General features: G+C 72.2%; 16 protein-coding genes. 3 read left to right on the top strand and 13 right to left on the bottom strand.

The features are described from left to right. Positions 1-20: 20 nt before the first annotated feature. The 4 genes from RQG84_RS12280 to RQG84_RS12265 are packed head-to-tail and all read right to left on the bottom strand — an operon-like array spanning position 21 to position 3,301. Positions 21-899: a ParB N-terminal domain-containing protein gene (locus RQG84_RS12280; protein WP_311210261.1), complete on the bottom strand. Its 879-nt coding sequence runs from the start codon at positions 897-899 to the stop codon at positions 21-23. Further along, on the bottom strand, positions 889-1,575 hold the full coding sequence (locus RQG84_RS12275) for a metallophosphoesterase (protein ID WP_311210260.1): 687 nt from the start codon (positions 1,573-1,575) through the stop codon (positions 889-891). Before RQG84_RS12275 ends, RQG84_RS12280 begins: the two co-directional genes overlap by 11 nt. 38 nt (positions 1,576-1,613) lie before the next feature. Then, positions 1,614-1,958 carry a DUF4233 domain-containing protein gene (locus RQG84_RS12270; RefSeq protein ID WP_311210259.1) on the bottom strand — a complete coding sequence of 115 codons (345 nt, stop codon included), beginning with the start codon at positions 1,956-1,958 and terminating at the stop codon, positions 1,614-1,616. Continuing rightward, complete coding sequence (locus RQG84_RS12265) at positions 1,955-3,301, bottom strand: folylpolyglutamate synthase/dihydrofolate synthase family protein (RefSeq protein WP_311210258.1); 1,347 nt, start codon at positions 3,299-3,301, stop codon at positions 1,955-1,957. Before RQG84_RS12265 ends, RQG84_RS12270 begins: the two co-directional genes overlap by 4 nt. Before the next feature lie 163 nt (positions 3,302-3,464). On the opposite strand from RQG84_RS12265, the gene RQG84_RS12260 reads away from it, so the two are divergent. After that, positions 3,465-5,636 (top strand): MMPL family transporter, encoded by a 2,172-nt coding sequence (locus tag RQG84_RS12260; protein WP_311210257.1) that lies wholly within the window; start codon positions 3,465-3,467, stop codon positions 5,634-5,636. A gap of 62 nt (positions 5,637-5,698) precedes the next feature. Here RQG84_RS12260 and RQG84_RS12255 read toward each other — a convergent pair whose 3' ends face one another. Then, complete coding sequence (locus tag RQG84_RS12255) at positions 5,699-6,031, bottom strand: nuclear transport factor 2 family protein (RefSeq protein ID WP_311210256.1); 333 nt, start codon at positions 6,029-6,031, stop codon at positions 5,699-5,701. Positions 6,032-6,145: 114 nt separating this feature from the next. Here RQG84_RS12255 and valS point away from each other — a divergent pair, with 114 nt between their 5' ends. Beyond that, a complete protein-coding gene (gene valS / locus RQG84_RS12250) occupies positions 6,146-8,725 on the top strand; it encodes a valine--tRNA ligase (protein WP_311210255.1) in 2,580 nt (859 codons plus the stop codon). A 58-nt stretch (positions 8,726-8,783) separates the two neighbouring features. On the opposite strand, the gene RQG84_RS12245 is transcribed toward valS, so the two are convergent. From RQG84_RS12245 to RQG84_RS12220, 6 genes are all read right to left on the bottom strand, one after another. Beyond that, positions 8,784-9,941 carry a saccharopine dehydrogenase NADP-binding domain-containing protein gene (locus RQG84_RS12245; protein WP_311210254.1) on the bottom strand — a complete coding sequence of 386 codons (1,158 nt, stop codon included), beginning with the start codon at positions 9,939-9,941 and terminating at the stop codon, positions 8,784-8,786. Positions 9,942-9,999: 58 nt separating this feature from the next. Beyond that, on the bottom strand, positions 10,000-11,271 hold the full coding sequence (clpX, locus tag RQG84_RS12240) for an ATP-dependent Clp protease ATP-binding subunit ClpX (RefSeq protein ID WP_055965075.1): 1,272 nt from the start codon (positions 11,269-11,271) through the stop codon (positions 10,000-10,002). Between the two features lie 139 nt (positions 11,272-11,410). Beyond that, positions 11,411-12,013, bottom strand: a complete 603-nt coding sequence (locus tag RQG84_RS12235) for an ATP-dependent Clp protease proteolytic subunit (RefSeq protein ID WP_055965072.1) — start codon at positions 12,011-12,013, stop codon at positions 11,411-11,413. Next, positions 12,010-12,591: an ATP-dependent Clp protease proteolytic subunit gene (locus RQG84_RS12230; RefSeq protein ID WP_311210299.1), complete on the bottom strand. Its 582-nt coding sequence runs from the start codon at positions 12,589-12,591 to the stop codon at positions 12,010-12,012. The genes RQG84_RS12235 and RQG84_RS12230 overlap by 4 nt, the downstream gene beginning before the upstream one ends. Before the next feature lie 148 nt (positions 12,592-12,739). Continuing rightward, positions 12,740-13,513: an SDR family oxidoreductase gene (locus RQG84_RS12225; protein WP_311210253.1), complete on the bottom strand. Its 774-nt coding sequence runs from the start codon at positions 13,511-13,513 to the stop codon at positions 12,740-12,742. A gap of 1 nt (position 13,514) precedes the next feature. Beyond that, on the bottom strand, positions 13,515-14,720 hold the full coding sequence (locus RQG84_RS12220; protein ID WP_311210252.1) for a phytanoyl-CoA dioxygenase family protein: 1,206 nt from the start codon (positions 14,718-14,720) through the stop codon (positions 13,515-13,517). A 133-nt stretch (positions 14,721-14,853) separates the two neighbouring features. Between RQG84_RS12220 and RQG84_RS12215 the strand changes: the two genes are divergently transcribed. After that, on the top strand, positions 14,854-15,882 hold the full coding sequence (locus RQG84_RS12215) for a LacI family DNA-binding transcriptional regulator (RefSeq protein ID WP_311210251.1): 1,029 nt from the start codon (positions 14,854-14,856) through the stop codon (positions 15,880-15,882). Positions 15,883-15,918: 36 nt separating this feature from the next. Here the strand turns inward: RQG84_RS12215 and RQG84_RS12210 are convergent, their stop codons facing one another. Both RQG84_RS12210 and RQG84_RS12205 read right to left on the bottom strand, forming a co-directional pair. Next, complete coding sequence (locus tag RQG84_RS12210) at positions 15,919-16,707, bottom strand: TIM barrel protein (RefSeq protein ID WP_311210250.1); 789 nt, start codon at positions 16,705-16,707, stop codon at positions 15,919-15,921. A 1-nt stretch (position 16,708) separates the two neighbouring features. Then, positions 16,709-17,731 carry a Gfo/Idh/MocA family oxidoreductase gene (locus tag RQG84_RS12205; protein ID WP_311210249.1) on the bottom strand — a complete coding sequence of 341 codons (1,023 nt, stop codon included), beginning with the start codon at positions 17,729-17,731 and terminating at the stop codon, positions 16,709-16,711. Positions 17,732-17,774 lie beyond the last annotated feature (43 nt).

Raw genomic sequence — 17,774 nt, 5'->3', positions numbered from 1 at the left:
CCCGTGCCGCGTCCGGCCGGTCACGACCGGTCGGACGGGCGGGGAGGCTGGGCCTTCCTGCGTCGCTTCCGCACGGCTTCCAGGACCTCGGCGTTCCACTCGTGCTCGCGGATGAGCCGGTACCGCTCCCCCGCGACCCGCAGGTAGGCCGCGGCGGGGCGCTCGTCGGACCCGCGGACGCCGGCCTCCTCGATCATGTCGACGACCGGCCTGAACTCCTCGGCGTACCAGCGGCTCGCCATGGTCGCCTTGTCCATGTACGCGCCCTCGGCGTGCATGGTGCGGGTGGCCCAGGCCTCCACCGTCTCGGCCAGGTAGCCGTAGTCGAAGGGGTCGTCGAAGGCCACCGCGGCGCGCGCCTCGCCGGTGAACGGCACCCGCTCCAGCATGAGGCGTCGCCAGTGCTTGAGCTCGAGGTCGCTGCGCTGCTCCACGCCCACAGGCCTCAGGAACGTGTCGACGACGGTCACCCGCGCCTCGATCAGCTTCAGGCCGAGGCTGCGGGCCACCGAGACGCGGTGGTGGCCGTCGCGCACGTAGTACTGGTCACCCACCTGGTAGACCTCGATCGGCGGGATCACCTCGCCGGTGCGGCTCGCGCGAGCCAGACGCTCCCAGCGCTCACGGCTGCGCGCCGACGTCGGCCGGAACCGGCGGTCGAAGTCGCGCACCTTGTCGACGGAGCCGACGATCGAGTCGAGCGGGATCACCCGTGTGCCCGCGTAGTGCTCTCCGCGCCGGCCGAGCGCCTCCACGACGTCGTCGAACGACATCGACTGCGCGACGTCGTCGTGGTCGTTGCGCAGCCGCGCCGCCAGCGCCGACAGCACCTGGTGCCGCCGCGCACGCATGAAGTCGCTCTCGGCGTCCACACGGGGCGATCCGGAGTCACCGACCACGGCGCCCACCTCCGACGACCGCGGCGACGGGTGCCTCGAGCGGCTCGACGTCGATGACCTGCCACGGGATCACGTTGCGCAGCGTGGTGCGGCCGACGTGCCGGTCGCTCTTCTGCAGACCGTAGGGGTGGATGTGGCCGTGCAGGTGCCAGGTGGGCTGCAGCCGGCCGATCACGTCGTGCAGCGCCTCGAAGCCCCGGTGCGGCGGGTCGTCCTCGTCGCCGAGGCCGAACGGCGGGGAGTGCGTGAGCAGGACGTCGACCGGTCGGTCACCGGCCCGTCGCACCAGTCGTCGGGCCCGACGCGCCAGCTGACGCTGGGTGTACTGGTTGGCCCCCGCGTTGTAGCGGATGCTGCCGCCCAGACCCGCGATGCGCAGACCCGCCGCCTCGACCACCGCGCCGTCGGCGCTGGTGCAGCCGAGGGGCCGGGGGTCGGCCGACGGCATGCCGTCGCCGGTCAGGACACCCATGAGACCGCTGCGCTGGGTCACGACCTGAGGGTCGTGGTTGCCCGGCACGAACACGACCGGGACGTCGAGGCAGGACGAGAGGAACTCGAGGTAGTCCCACGGCAGGTCCCCGGCGGCCAGCACGAGGTCCGGCCGCAGGCGTCGCACCTGCGGGTGGTGGATGGACTCCACCACCTCGTCCGCGACCGCGAGCACCTTGACCATGGGTCCACCGTAGGCCGCGCTCCCCCGGGACGCGAGGGTCAGTCGGGGTCGGGGCCCTCGGCGGCCCACCGGGCCTTGTCGGCCTCGATGCGTCGGCCGAGCAGGTAGGCGCTGGCCCAGAGCAGGGCGAACATGCCGCCGACGAAGAACATGACCGGCACGAGGAAGCCCAGGGCGACGACCGCCACCTGCAGGACGTGGCCGACGACGTAGCCCGAGGGCTTGCGCAGCATGCCGGCCGTCAGGATGCACAACACCGCGAGCCCCAGGCCGAGCGTGAGCGCCAGCCCGGCCGGCACGTCCTCCACGGAGATCATCACCGGGACGCTGAGTCCGAGGAGGATCGCCTCGAACGTCAGCATCGCCGCACACATGCCCCTCATGCCGCACCTCCAGCTGCTCCGGCACCCAGCAGCACCCGCGCCTCGCCGGCGGTGACGACCGACCCGATCACGATGACGCCACCGCTGCCGATCGCCTCCTCCATCCCCGCGCCGGTCTCGGCCATGGAGATCGCACGGACGAGGGCGTCGTCCAGACCCCGCTCCACAGTCACCCGGTCCTCGCCGAAGACCTCCTCGGCCAGCTCGCCGAGCTCGTCGGCCCGCATGGCACGCGGCAGGCTGTTCTGGGTGCACACCACGTGTGCCAGGACGGGCTCGAGCTCACGGAGCATCTCCTCGACGTCCTTGTCGGCCATGACGCTGACGACACCGACGAGCGGGCTGAAGGTGAAGGAGTCCTGGACCGCCTCGAGCGCAGCGCGGACGCCGTGCGGGTTGTGCGCGGAGTCGACCAGCACGGTCGGGCTGCGCCGCACGACCTCCAGCCGACCGGGCGACGTCACCTCGCCGAACGCCGACCGCACCAGGTCACCGTCGAGCTCGGCACCGACGAACGCCTCGACCGAGGCCAGCGCCACGGCGGCGTTCTGCGCCTGGTGCGCACCGTGCAGCTGCAGGAGGACGTCGTCGTAGCGGGCGTTGAGGCCCTGCAGGCTGATCTGCTGCCCGCCGACGGCGTTGAGCCGGTCGGCGACCCCGAAGTCGACGCCCTCGCGCAGCGCCGTGGCCCCGACCTCCATGCTGCGGCGCATGAGGACGTCGAGCACCTCGGGCTCCTGGGCGGCGAGCACGGCGTGGGCGCCCGGCTTGATGATGCCGGACTTCTCCAGCGCGATGTCGACCGCGCGGTCGCCGAGGTAGGCGGTGTGGTCGACGGCCACGGGCGTGATCACGGCGACGCGGCCGGTCGCCACGTTGGTGGCGTCCCACGCACCCCCCATGCCGACCTCCACCACCGCGGCGTCGACCGGCGCGTCGGCGAAGGCCGCGTACGCCATGGCGACGGTGAGCTCGAAGAACGAGATCGGGTGCGGCTGGCTGTCGTCGACGACCTGGGCGTAGGCGGCCACGTCGGCGAAGGCCTCGACGAACTGCTCCTCGGTGAGCGGCTCGCCGTCGAGGCTGATCCGCTCGGTCATGCTCTGCAGGTGAGGGCTGGTGAAGCGCCCCGTGCGCAGGTCGAGCGCCCGCAGCAGCGCGTCGATCATCCGCGCCGTCGACGACTTGCCGTTCGTCCCGGTGAGGTGGACGACGGGGTAGGCGTCCTGCGGGTCGCCGAGCAGACGGCACAGGGCGGTGATGCGCTCGAGCGACGGCTCGAGCCTGGTCTCGGGCCAGCGGCCCAGCAGGGCGGCCTCGACCTCGGCGTAGGTGGGGTTCATCCCCGCCAGTATCCCAGGCCGTGCCGCGCGTGCCGACCGCGTGGACCTAGTCGGCCCGGGTGAGCGGATCGGGGATCTCCCTGATTCCACGCGCCCCCCTCTGTCCGCCATGATGAGAGGGCTGCGGCGCCGGTCGTGCACCCCACCCCCCAGGAGCATGCGCATGAACCACCGGATCAGTGGTTGGATCGCCCACCGTCGGGCCAAGTGGCTCGTTCTGGTCGTCATGCTCGTCGCCCTGGGCGGGCTGGGCTCGTTCGGCTCCAAGCTCGCCGACGTGCAGGAGAACGACGTCGCCTCCTTCCTGCCGGCGGAGGCTGAGTCGACGCAGGTCATCGCGAAGGCGACCCAGTTCGCCGACCCCGACGTGATCCCGGCCATCGTCCTGCTCGTGCGGGAGGACGGCCCCCAGCCCGACGACCTCGCGCGGCTCGAGACCCTGAAGACCGATATCGCGGCGATCCCCGAGGTGACCGGCGACGTCGTGGGCCCGATCCCGTCCGAGGACGGTGTCGCCGCGCAGCTGGTGGTCAGCCTCAGGATCGACCCCGACACCGGCTGGGAGCGCCTGCCCGACGTCGTCGACGAGCTGCGCACCGCCGCGGAGGACGGCGCCGGCGGCGCGGACGTCTACGTGGCCGGCCCCGCAGCGCTCGGCGCGGACCAGGCGAAGGCCTTCGCCGGGATCGACGGCATCCTCCTCCTCGCGGCGATCTCGGTCGTGGTCGTCATGCTCCTGCTCACCTATCGCAGTCCGATCCTGTGGATCATCCCGCTCGTGTGCGGCGTGCTCAGCGTGTTCGCCGCCCAGGGCGTCGTGTACCTGCTGGCGAGGTACACGGACCTCACGGTCAACGGCCAGAGCGCGGGCATCCTGTCCGTGCTCGTGCTCGGCGCCGGGATCGACTACGCGCTGCTGCTCGTGGCCCGCTACCGCGAGGAGCTGCGCAACACCGAGGACCGTCACGAGGCCATGGCGCACGCCCTGCACCGCGCCGCCCCGGCCATCCTCGCGAGCGGCAGCACCGTGGTCGTCGGCCTGCTGTGCCTGCTGCTCGCCCAGATGAGCTCGACGTCCGGGCTGGGACCGGTCGCCGCCGCGGGCATCGTCGTCTCCCTCGTCGTCATGCTCGTCCTCCTCCCCGTGCTGCTCGTGGTGTTCGGTCGCTGGGTCTTCTGGCCCTTCGTGCCGCGCTTCGGCGACCCGCAGCCCGCCGAGCGCGGCATCTGGGGTCGGGTGGGTCGGCGCATCGCACACCGCCCGCGCACGGTGTGGGTGGTCACGACCCTCGCCCTGGGCGCCTTCACCCTCGGCGTGGTCCAGCTCGACGCCGACGGACTCTCGAACGCCGAGTCGTTCACCACCGAGCAGCCGTCCATCGTGGCCGAGGAGAAGCTGGCGGAGCACTTCCCGGGGGGTGCCGGCGACCCGGTGCAGGTCGTGGCCGACGCCGGCGCGGGCGAGCCGGCCGCTGCGGCGCTCCAGGACGTGCAGGGCATCTCGCCGGACACCGTGACCGAGCCGGTCGTGCAGGGCGACATCGCCTACGTCGAGGGCACCCTCGAGGCGGCGCCGGACTCCACGAGCGCGTTCGAGACGATCGACCGGGCCCGCGACGCGCTGGCCGACGTGCCGGGAGCCCTCGTCGGTGGCACCACGGCGATCAACCACGACGTGCAGGACGCCTCGGCGGCCGACAACCGGCTCATCATCCCCATCATCCTGGTGGCCGTGCTGCTGATCCTGGCCCTGCTGCTGCGGGCGCTGGTCGCGCCTCTGGTGCTGCTGGCCACGGTGGTGCTCTCGTTCGGCGCGGCCCTGGGCATCAGCGCCCTCGTGTTCCGCCACGTCCTGGGCTTCGAGGGGGCCGACTCGTCGCTCCCGCTGTACGCCTTCGTCTTCCTGGTGGCGCTCGGCATCGACTACAACATCTTCCTCATGACCCGCGTCCGAGAGGAGGCGCTCCTGCACGGCACCCGACGGGGTGCGCTCATCGGGCTGGCCGCCACCGGAGGCGTCATCACGTCGGCCGGCCTCGTGCTGGCCGGCACGTTCGCCGCCCTCGGGTCCCTGCCGATCGTGTTCCTCGCCGAGCTCGGCTTCGCCGTGGCCCTCGGCGTGCTGCTCGACACGATCATCGTGCGGTCGGTGCTGGTGACGGCCCTGAATCTCGACCTCGGCCGCTGGATGTGGTGGCCGAGCGCGCTGTTCCGCACCGACGGCGGGCACGTGAGCGGCGCCCCCGACCACGCGGTCGCCCACCACGCCGCTGACCCGGCCCATCCGGCGGACCCCCTGGCCGAGGGGCACCCCTCCCCCGAGCACCGCGCCTAGGCGTAACCGGTTGCACCTGGCGGCCGTGCCCTGCCCCGGTTCACCGGACCGGTCGGCGCGGGTCAGTCGTCGGGCGCCTCGGAGACGAGGCCGGCACCGGTGGCCGGGTCGAAGGGCACCGACTCGTGCTGGTGGACGATGCGCCACGCGCCGTCCACGCGCCGACAGACCAGGGTGCTGCGCACCCACATGTCCACCTCGGCACCGTCGTGCAGGCGGCCGCTCACGTGGTACCGGAAGGCGCAGTACCCGACGTCGTCGGCCCCACCCACGTACAGGTGGTGCACCTCGTACCCGGGACCGACGGCGTAGGACGCCAGCCACGCGCCGAGGCCGTCCGCCACGGCCGCGGTCCCCCGTGTCTCGGCCGGCGGGAGGACCGGGTAGCTGACCACTGCCCGGCACCCCCGCCGGACCATCCGCCGCCCACGGCCCGCACCCCCGCCGGACCATCCGCCGCCCACGGCCCGGCACCCCCGCCAGGGCCCGGGCTCCTAGACTGTCCTCTCGTGACCACTGCAGCGAACCGCGTCCCGGCCAAGCCCGCCCTCGAAGGACTCGAGGAGCGCTGGAGCCAGGTATGGGCCGAGCAGGGCACCTACACGTTCGACCGCTCCGCCGAGCGGGCCGACGTCTACTCCATCGACACGCCTCCCCCGACCGTGTCGGGCTCGCTGCACGTGGGTCACGTGTTCAGCTACACCCACACCGACGTGGTGGCGCGCTTCCAGCGGATGCGCGGCAAGGAGGTCTTCTACCCGATGGGGTGGGACGACAACGGCCTGCCGACCGAGCGCCGGGTGCAGAACTTCTACGGCGTCCGCTGCGACCCCTCCCTGCCCTACGACGCCGACTTCACGCCGCCTGCGAAGCCCGATCCCAAGAAGCAGGTGCCGATCAGCCGACGCAACTTCATCGAGCTGTGCAACGAGCTCGTGGAGGAGGACGAGAAGGTCTTCGAGAAGCTGTGGCGCACGCTCGGCCTGAGCGTCGACTGGTCGCACCAGTACACGACCATCGGCGCCGACGCCCAGACCGCCAGCCAGCGCGCGTTCCTGCGCAACGTGGGTCGCGGCGAGGCCTACCTGCAGGACGCCCCGACCCTGTGGGACGTCACGTACCAGACCGCCGTCGCGCAGGCCGAGCTCGAGGCGCGCGACTACCCCGGCGCCTACCACCGCGTGACCTACCAGCACGCGTCCGGCCCGATCGTCGTCGAGACCACGCGGCCGGAGCTCACGGCCGCCGCGGTCGCGATCATCGCCCACCCCGACGACGAGCGCTACGCGCACCTCTTCGGCAGCACCGCGGTCTCACCGCTGTTCGGCGTCGAGGTGCCGATCATCGCCAGCCCGCTCGCCGACCCCGAGAAGGGGTCCGGCATCGTGCACTGCTGCACGTTCGGCGACCTGACCGACGTCCAGTGGTGGCGCGAGTTCCAGCTGCCCAACCGCACCGTGATCGGCCGCGACGGCCGGTTCCTGCGCGAGACCCCGGAGTGGGTCGCCGGCGGCCCCGGCGAGACGTTGTGGACCGAGCTGGCCGGCAAGACCGTGTTCTCGGCCCGCGAGCTCGTCGTGCAGGCGCTGCGCGACAGCGGCGACCTCGACGGCGAGCCGCAGCCCACCCAGCGCGTGGCCAACTTCTACGAGCGCGGCGACAAGCCGCTCGAGATCGTCTCGACCCGTCAGTGGTACATCCGCAACGGAGGCCGCGACGCCGACCTGCGCGCAGCGCTGATCGCCCGGGGTGACGAGATCGACTGGACGCCCGGCTACATGCAGTCGCGCCTCACCAACTGGATCGAGGGCCTCAACGGCGACTGGCTGGTGAGCCGTCAGCGGTTCTTCGGCATCCCGTTCCCCGTCTGGTACCGCCTCGACGCCGACGGCGAGCCCGACTACGACGACCCGATCTTCGCGGCTGAGGACACCTTGCCCGTCGACCCGGCGTCGCAGGCCCCTCCCGGCTTCGAGGAGTCGCAGCGCGGTGCGGCCGGCGGGTTCGTCGGCGACCCCGACGTGCTCGACACCTGGGCGACGTCGTCGCTGACCCCCCAGATCGCCTGCGGGTGGGAGCGCGACGCCGACCTGTTCGCGCGGACCTTCCCGATGGACCTGCGCCCCCAGGCCCACGACATCATCCGCACGTGGCTGTTCGCCACCGTCGTGCGCTCGCACCAGGAGTTCGGCTCCGTGCCGTGGACGCACACGGCGATCTCAGGCTTCGTGGTCGACCCCGACCGCAAGAAGATGAGCAAGTCCAAGGGCAACGTCGTCGTGCCTGACGAGATCCTCGACAAGTACGGCGCCGACGCCGTCCGCTGGCGTGCCGCGCTGGCGCGTCCCGGCTCGGACTCCCCCTTCGACGAGACCCAGATGAAGGTCGGCCGGCGGCTGGCCATGAAGGTGCTCAACGCGAGCAAGTTCGTCCTCGCCGCGCCCGAGGACTACGGCCTCGGTGCCACCGCGGCCGACCTCGACGCCGCGCGCGTGACCGAGCCCCTCGATCGCTCCGTGCTCGCCGGGCTCCGCGGCGTCGTGGAGCAGGCCACCGCCCACTTCGAGGTCTACGACTACTCCTCGGCCCTCGAGGTCGCCGAGAAGTTCTTCTGGGACTTCTGCGACGACTACCTCGAGCTGGTCAAGGAGCGCGCCCGCCAGGAGACGCCGGCCGGGGAGTCCGCCCGCGCCACGTTCGTGCTGGCGCTGTCGACGCAGCTGCGTCTCCTCGCGCCGTTCCTGCCCTACGTGACCGAGGAGGTCTGGAGCTGGTGGCAGGAGGGCTCGGTGCACCGCGCGGCGTGGCCGACCACCGACGACGTGACCGTCGACGGCGACCCGGCGCTGCTGCCGGCCGCCGCCCAGGCGCTGGCCGGCATCCGCGGGGCGAAGTCGACCGCGAAGGTCAGCCAGCGCACCGAGGTGACGGCCGTGACCGTCCGCGGGCCCCAGGCCTCGCTCGACCTGGTGCTGCAGGCCGTCGAGGACGTGAAGGCGGCCGGTCGGGTGACCGGCGAGCTCGCGATGGAGGCCGCCGACGGCACCACCGAGGTCGTGGCCGACGCCACGCTCGCCGAGACCGAGTAGCGCGCCGAGTCCGCTCCTTCCCTTCCCCGGGTGACCGGTGAGGGTGGGCGGGCGTGGGTCAGCGCGACTCGAGCGTCTCGAAGGCGATGCCGTTGCGCTGGAGGCGCTCGATGAGCGGGCGGCCCATCGCCACGGCGGTCGTGGTCTGGCCGGCGACCTTCGGCACGTCGTCGAAGGCCAGGCACAGCGCCGACTCGCTCAGCATCTTGGCGGTCTCGTCGTAGCCCGGGTCGCCGCCGCTCACCTGCGTGACGACGCGCTTGCCACCACCCTCGCCGACGAGGCGGAGCTTGAACCAGGACGAGGCGCGCTTCTCGGGGCTGGGGCCGTCACCCTGGGCACGCAGCTTCAGCAGCGCCTTGCGGGTGGGTGCCAGCTGCGCGCCGGCGAGCAGGACGCCCGCGCCGGCGACCGTGCCGGCCAGCATCGGCAGCCGCTTGAACTGGGCGAAGTGGGAGTAGGAGAACTCCGGGCCGTAGCGCTCCAGGGCTCGCGCCGAGCGCAGCACGACCTGCGGGTCGATGGTGGGCAGCGGCAGAGCCCAGCCCTTGCCGTCGGCCCCGCGGCCGATCTTCCCTCCGCCGCGGATCTTCCGGCCCTGGGGCCGGGCCTCCGCGGCCTTGCGCTGCTTGGCGGTGGCGCCGGCCTGGCGGATCCGCGCGAAGGCCCCGAGCGCCGAGTGGTAGGTGCCGCCCGACGCCGTGCCGCCGGCCCGGATGTAGCCCTTGACGTCGAGGGGGACGCCCTCGGGAAGCTGCTCGACCGTGAAGAGCACGCCGAGGTCGTACGGGATGGAGTCGAAGCCGCACGCGTGCACGAGCGTCGCGCCGGTCCTCACGGCGGTCTCGTGGTGCGCCAGCCAGGTGCGGTCGACGAACTCCGGCTCCCCGGTCAGGTCGACGTAGGCGATGCCCGCCTCGGCCGCGGCCTTCACCGCGGGGTCGCCGTGCTGCACGTAGGGGCCGACGGTCGAGATGAGCACGCGCGTGCCCTCGGCCATCGCCCGCATCGAGGCGGGGTCGGAGACGTCGGCCAGGACCACCTCGGGCGCGACACCACCCGCGGCCTCGACCTCGTCGACGACGTCCTGCAGCTTGGCGGCGCTGCGACCCGCCACGGCCCAGGTCCCACCCTCGGGCAGGTGCGTGCCGAGGTAGACGGCGGTGAGCGTGCCGGTGAACCCGGTCGCCCCGAACAGGGTGATGTCGACGGTCATGCCCCGACCCTAGCCACCGTCGCGTACCGGCGGTACGCGAGCGGTCAGGAGCGGACCGTCAAGAGGCCTTCTTCGCGACCTCGTCGCGGCTGAGGACCGTGGGGCCCTCCTCGCCGCGCACCGTGGCGCCGGTGACGACGACCTTGGCGACGTCGTCGCGGGAGGGGATGTCGTACATGACCGGCTGCAGCACGTGCTCGATGATCGAGCGCAGACCACGTGCGCCGGTGTCGCGGGCCAGCGCCAGGTCGGCCATGGCCTCGCACGCCTCCTCCGTGAACTCGAGCTCGACGTCGTCGATCTCGAACAGCCGGACGAACTGCTTGGTGAGCGCGTTGCGCGGCTCGGTGAGGATGGACACGAGGGCCGGCTTGTCGAGCTTGTCGACCGCGGCGATGACCGGCAGGCGGCCGATGAACTCGGGGATGAGGCCGAACTTGAGCAGGTCCTCGGGCAGCACCTGGGAGTAGACCTTCTCCGGCTCGGCCGGCGTCTTCTCGGGCATGCCGCCGACGTTGAAGCCCAGCCCGACCTTGCCGCTGCGCTGCTCGATGATCTCCTCGAGGCCCGCGAAGGCGCCGCCGACGATGAACAGCACGTTGGTGGTGTCGATCTGGATGAACTCCTGGTGCGGGTGCTTGCGACCGCCCTGCGGGGGCACCGAGGCCGTGGTCCCCTCGAGGATCTTGAGCAGCGCCTGCTGCACGCCCTCGCCCGACACGTCACGCGTGATGGACGGGTTCTCCGCCTTGCGCGAGATCTTGTCGACCTCGTCGATGTAGATGATCCCCGTCTCGGCCTTCTTGACGTCGTAGTCGGCGGCCTGGATGAGCTTGAGCAGGATGTTCTCGACGTCCTCGCCCACGTAGCCGGCCTCGGTGAGGGCGGTGGCGTCGGCGATGGCGAACGGGACGTTCAGCATGCGGGCGAGCGTCTGCGCGAGGTAGGTCTTGCCGCAGCCGGTGGGCCCGACCATGAGGATGTTGGACTTGGCCAGCTCGACGGCGTCGTCCTTGGGACGACCGGTCGCGGCCTGCGCCTGGACCCGCTTGTAGTGGTTGTACACCGCCACCGCGAGGTTCTTCTTGGCGTTGTCCTGGCCCACGACGTAGCCGTTGAGGAACTCGAAGATCTCCTGCGGCTTGGGCAGCTCGCCGAGGCTCAGCTCGGCACCCTCGGCCAGCTCCTCCTCGATGATCTCGTTGCAGAGGTCGATGCACTCGTCGCAGATGTACACGCCGGGTCCGGCGATGAGCTTCTTGACCTGCTTCTGGCTCTTGCCGCAGAACGAGCACTTCAACAGGTCAGCGGTCTCACCGATGCGTGCCACAGGTGCACTCCTCTTCCGTCACGACGTCGGGGACGAGCTGGTGTCGTCGCCCTCACACTACAAGCCCGGCGGACCGTCCACCGGGGGTTCGGCCGACGCCGCCGCGTGTCGTCCACGGGTGGCGGCGTCGGCCGGAGCCTCAGGCGGCGGGGACCTTGAGGGTCTCGAAGATCCCGTCGATGATGCCGTACTCCTTGGCCTGGTCGGCCGTGAGGATCTTGTCGCGCTCGACGTCCTTGCTGACCTCCTCGGGCGTCTTGCCCGTGGCGTCGGAGATCATCTTCTCCATCAGCTCACGCATGCGGAGGATCTCGTTGGCCTGGATCTCCAGGTCGGAGATCTGGCCGCCCGTGCCCTCGGTGTAGGGCTGGTGGATGAGGATGCGGCTGTTCGGCAGGGCGTAGCGCTTGCCGGGGGTGCCCGCGGCGAGCAGCACCGCGGCGGCCGAGGCGGCCTGGCCGAGGCAGACGGTCATCACGTCGGACTTGAGGTACTGCATCGTGTCGTAGATGGCCGTCATGGCCGTGAAGGAACCACCCGGGCTGTTGATGTACAGCTGGATGTCGCGGTCGGCGTCCATCTGCTGCAGGCACAGCAGCTGCGCCATGACGGCGTTGGCGACGTCGTCGCTGATGGGCGTGCCCACGAAGATGATGCGGTCCTCGAAGAGCTTGGCGTAGGGGTCGATGCGGCGGAACCCGTAGGACGTCCGCTCCTCCCACTGAGGGATGTAGTAGCTCATCGTGCGACCTCCTGGGCGCTCTTGATGACCTGGTCGATGAAGCCGTAGTCCTTGGCCTGGTCGGGGGTGAACCAACGGTCGCGGTCGGCGTCGGCCTCGATCTGCTCGATCGTCTGGCCGGTGTGGACCGACTGCAGCTCGTTGAGCTGCTTCTTGAGCAGGATCGACTGCTGGGCCTGGATCTTGATGTCCGAGGCCGAGCCGCCGATGCCGCCGGAGGGCTGGTGCATCATGATCCGCGCGTGCGGGAGCGCGTAGCGCTTGCCCGGTGCACCGGCCGCGAGCAGGAACTGCCCCATCGACGCGGCGAGGCCCATGGCCACGGTGGCGACGTCGTTGGAGATGAACTGCATCGTGTCGTAGATGGCCATGCCCGAGTCGACCGAGCCGCCCGGGCTGTTGATGTAGAGGAAGATGTCGGCGCCCGGGTCCTCGGCGTTGAGCAGCAGCATCTGCGCGCAGATCGCGTTGGCGTTCTGGTCGCGCACCTCCGAACCGAGGAAGATGATGCGCTCGCGCAGCAGGCGCTGGTAGATGTGGCCGTCGAGGTCGGACGGGCCGACGTCGGTGCCGGCCATGCCCTGCACCGACTGAGCCTGGCCCGTCGGGCCCTGGGTGGTGGCGTCTGGTGTGTTCACGTTGTCGACCCTAGAGGGCGAGCGGTCGCGAGACACGCGTGAACACGCCCTGTTCGCTGACAGCGTGACGCGTCCGGAGCCCGGGACCTCAGTCCGAGGCACCGGGCACGGTCTGGTCCCAGTCCACGACCGAGCCCGTGACGACGCCGCTCTCGTCGCTCAGCAGCAGCACCACGATGCCGGCCGCGTCCTCCGGCGACGCGAGCCGGCCGGCCGGCAGCCGCTCGGCGGCACGCTCCCGCCAGTCGTCGCCCGCGTCGTGGAACCGGCGCTGGATCGCGTCCTCGCCGTCGGAGTCGGTCCACCCGATGTTGACGCCGTTGACGCGCACGCGGTCGAAGCGGTGGGCGTGGGCGGCGTTCTTCGTCAGGCCCGCGAGCCCGGCCTTCGTGGCGGCGTAGGGCGCCAGGTACGGCTGGCCGCCGTGCGCGCTCATGGTGAGCACGTTGACCACGGCGCCGGGCTGCCCGCGTCGGACCATGTCGCCGATCGCGGCCTGCATGAGGAAGAAGGGACCACGCAGGTTCACCGCCACGTGCTGCTCGAACATCTCCGGCGTCGTGTCGAGCACGCTGCCGCGCTCGGTGAAGCCCGCCGCGTTCACGAGACCGTCCACCCGGCCGTGCAGGGCGACGGTCTCGGCCACCGCCGCGCGGCAGGCCTCGACGTCGGCGACGTCGCACGCCACGAAGCGCGCGTCACCGAGTGCCGACAGCTCCTCGGCGGCGCGGGCCCCGACGTCGGGACGACGCCCGGTCACGACCACCCGCGCGCCCTCGCGCAGGGCGAGTCGCGCGATGGCCAGCCCGACGCCCTGCGTGCCACCGGAGACGAGGACCACCCGATTGTCGAGGCGCCCCATGTCAGACACCCTCGATCGGCGCGGTCCTGCGGCGGTCGGCGTACGCACCGAGCGACGTCGCGACCTGGTCGGCGGACCACCGGGCCGCGAGCGCCTGCTCGAGCACCTCGGTCTGCGCGAGCGGAGTCATGCCGTCGACCGGCTGGTCGAGGTCGAGGTTGGTCGGGAACGGGTAGCCCTCCGCGACCGCCGCGACGACGTGGTGCAGCGCGTCGGTCGGCCAGCCGGCGTCCTGGCGCTCGAGCAGCGTCGGGTAGACGGCGGTGGCGGCCCTCGCCCGGTCGACCGCCTCCATCGCCCGGCCGAACGCCGACGAGACCTGCAGCAGGTTCGCGACCCGCTGCACGTCCGCGGACACGTTGGTCCCGGCTCCGTGGAACAGCGCCGGGTTGAAGAACACCGCGTCCCCCTTGGCCAGGGGCAGCTGCACGTGGTGCTCCTCGAAGTAGGCGCGGAACTCCGGACGTCGGTAGGCCAGGTAGCCGGGGCCGTACTTCTGCGAGTGCGGCAGGTAGAGGGTGGGGCCGCTCTCGACGGGCATGTCGACGTGGGCGACGGCGCCCTGCAGCGTCAGCACCGGCGACAGCAGGTGCACGTGCGCGGGGTAGCGCGCCGTGAGCTCGTCGGAGAGGAACCCCAGGTGGTAGTCGCGGTGCGGGTCCTGTGCCACGCCGCCGGGGCGCACGACGTTGACCTGCGAGGTCACCTGGTAGGCCGGTCCGAGCCACGCGGTGGAGACGAGGGCCAGGAGGTCGTTGGCGTAGTAGTCGACGAAGGTGCCCGGGTCGCTCACGGCGAGCTTCTCCAGCGCGTTCCAGATCCGGTCGTTGGCCCCGGGCTTGGCGAAGTGGTCGCCGGCGGCCCCGCCCGACGCCTTCTCCGCCGCGATGACGGACTCGAACGCGGCGGTGGCCCGGTCGACGACGGACAGGTCGTCCCAGGCCCCCTCGAGCACGACGATGCCCGGCCCGTCGGCGAGTGCGTGGACGATCTCGGCGCGGACGGCGTCCTCGCCGTCGGGGGTCGACGCCGCTGCACGCAGGTCGGCGGCGGCGTACACGACGACACCCTGCTCCACCCGGTCGGCGTGGCGGTAGGCGTGGGGATCGGTGGGCGCGGTGACGAGCGCGACGAAGTCGTCGAGGCTCACGTCGTCGGGCGTGAAGCGGGCTCGGCGGCCGGGCGGGGCGGGGTGCGTGGCGGTCATGGCGGACTCCTGGGTGCGGGGTGGGCGGCAGGTCTCGACGTCTCCGACGCTAGTCCTGGTACGCGTCCGCGCGGGGGCCTAGAGTCCCTCAAGAAACCCTCAGAACGATCGGTCCGACCCGCCCGGAGGAGCCGTGCCCCACCGCCACAAGGTGCGCGAGATCGCGCAGCAGAGCGGCCTCAGCGAGGCCACGGTCGACCGCGTCCTGCACCGACGCCCCGGCGTCCGCGCCGCGACGGTGGCGGAGGTCGAGCGGGCGATCGAGGAGCTGGACCGCCAGGCCACCCAGCTGCGCCTCGTCGGCCGGACCTTCCTGCTGGACCTCGTGATGCAGGCACCCACGCGGTTCAGCGCCGCCGTGCGGACCGCGCTCGAGGCCGAGCTGCCCGCCCTGCGCCCGGCGGCGGTCCGTGCGCGCTTCCACCTGGGCGAGGAGGCCGACGTGGCGACCATGGTCGAGACGCTGCGCGCGATCGGTCGCCGACGCTCGCACGGCGTGCTGCTCAAGGCGCCCGACCACCCCGACGTGGCCGCGGAGGTCGGGGCGCTCGCCGAGTCCGGGATCCCCGTGGTGACCCTGGTGACCGACCTGACCGGCAGCAGGCGCCTCGCGTACGTCGGGATCGACAACGCGGCAGCCGGACGCACCGCGGCCTACCTGGTCGCCCGGTCCGCACCCGGTGCCGGCGCGGTCCTCGTGACGCTCAGCGCCAGCGACTTCCGCGGCGAGGGACAGCGCGTGGAGTCCTTCACCGAGGCGCTCGCCGAGCTCGCTCCCAGCCGCCGGGTGCTGCGGGTCAGCGACACCGGCGGCCTGGACCCCTCCACCGGCACGGCCGTCGGCGCCACGCTCACGGAGCACCCCGACGTCGACGCCGTGTACTCCGTCGGTGGTGGCAACCGCGCCACGCTGGCGGCGTTCGCCGAGGTCGGTCGGGCGCCGCAGGTCTTCGTCGCGCACGACCTCGACGCCGACAACTCCGAGCTGCTGCGCACCCGGCGCGTGCACTTCGCGCTCCACCACGACCTGCGTGCCGACGCGCGGCACGCCTGCCGCCTCCTGCTCCGTCACCACGGAGCCGTCCCCGGGCCCCCGACGTCGGTACCGTCCCAGGTCCAGGTCGTGACGCCGTTCAACCTGCCCCGCGCGTTCGGACGGTGAGCCTGGCGCCCGGCAAAGCAGCGGACGGCCGAGGCGTCAGACCGTGAAGGCCTCGCGGAACGCGTCGAGGGCGCGGTCGCTGCCGTCGACCGCGGGGTCGCTCGCCCACGCCTCCATGGCCACCACGCCGTCGTAGCCGGCGTCGGCGAGGGCCTGGGCCACGAAGGACCAGCGGACCTCGCCCGTGCCGGGCTCGCAGCGGCCCGGAACGTCGGCCACCTGCACCTCGCCGAGGTACGGGGCGGCCCGACGCACGAGCTCCACGAGGTTCCCCTCGCCGATCTGGGCGTGGTAGAGGTCGAGGTTCATCCGCAGGTGCGGACTGCCGACCGCCTTCACCAGGGCCAGCGTGTCGGCGGCCCGCGCGAACGGCGTGCCGGGGTGGTCGACCTCGAGGTTGAGGTTCTCGATCACGTAGGTGACGTCGTGCTGCTCGGCGAGCTCGGCCACCCGCGAGAGCGTCCTCACCGCCGCGAGCCACATGTCGCCGGTGACGACCTCGACCGGCCGGACCGGGATGCCGCCCTCCCCCAGGCCCGTGCCGTGGATGTTCAGCGACGGGCAGCTGATCCGCCGGGCGAAACCGATGGACTCCTCCGCCGTCCGGAGGAGGTCGTCGGCCCCGTCCTCGGTGACGAGGTCGCCGGTCACGTAGCCCGTCATCGACGTGAACCGGGCGCCGGTCGCGACGAGGGCGTCGGCGTCCTTGGCCGTCCAGTCCCAGATCTCGGCGGCGAACCCGCGCTCGTGGATGCGTTCGACGCGCTCCAGGTGCGGCAGCTCGGTGTAGACCATCTCGGAGCAGATCGCGAGGGTGAACGTCATCTCAGGCCTCCTGCGGCACGGCGGTGGCGACGGCCGCACGGCCGCCGGTGGTGAACGAGTCGATGCAGGCCTGGGCGATCGCGAACGCGGCGAAGGCGTCGTCCGCGCCGACCGAGGGGGCACGGCCCTCCCGCACGGCGGCGACGAGCTCCTCGAGCTCGCCGGTGTACGCGTCCAGGAGCAGCTCCGTGTCGCTGTGGGCGGTGGTGGCGAGGCGGCCGGACCCGTCGTGCAGGCGCAGCGACGACTGGGCGCCCTCTCCCATCGTCACCATCGCCTCGGAGCCCAGCACCTCGGCGCGCACGTCGTAGCCGTAGGTCGCGGCGAAGCTCGCCTCGGCCGTGGCGATCGCGCCGTTGGAGTAGGTCACCACGACGGTGGCGTGGTCCAGCAACGTGGGGTGGCCCGGCGCCGTGAGCGAGCCGGCGGTGGCGACGACGTCGACGGCGTGAGCGCCCGGGTTCAGCCAGTTCAGCGTGTCGAAGTCGTGGATCAGGGTCTGCGTGAAGATCGTCCACGGCGGCACGCCGTCGGGGTCGGAGGGACCCCGGCCCGGGTCGCGGGTGAGCGAGCGGAGCTGGCGGACGTCCCCCAGACGCCCGGCCACGATCGCCTCGTGGGCCGCCGCGAACTCGCGGGCGAACCGCCGGTTGAAGCCGACCTGGAACGCGACCCCCGCCCTCGCCGTCGCCGTGCGCACGTCGTCGATCTCCGCGAGCGACATGCCGGCCGGCTTCTCGCAGAACACGTGCTTGCCGGCCTCGGCCGCGGCCACCACGAGGTCGCGGTGGGCGACCGACGACGCGGCCACGACCACGGCGTCGACGTCGTCGGCACGGAGGACGGCCTCCACCGACGTCTCGGCGCGTGCGTCGAGCGGCCCGGCCACCTCGGCCGCGGCGCCGGGACGGGGATCGGCGACGGCCACGAGGGACGCCCCGTGGACGCGTCGGGCGACGACTGCGGCGTGGGAGGCGCCGATGCGGCCGGCACCGATCAGGCCGATGCGGACGGGAGCGGACATGGTTCCTCCGAGTGCAGGTGAGGTGGGCGGGGCGGGGACGACG

The organism is Aeromicrobium sp. WCS2018Hpa-31, from assembly GCF_031843905.1.
Classification (GTDB): domain Bacteria; phylum Actinomycetota; class Actinomycetes; order Propionibacteriales; family Nocardioidaceae; genus Aeromicrobium.
The sequence above is the reverse complement of the archived record's forward strand: the minus strand, read 5'-3'. Positions and strand labels throughout refer to the sequence as shown.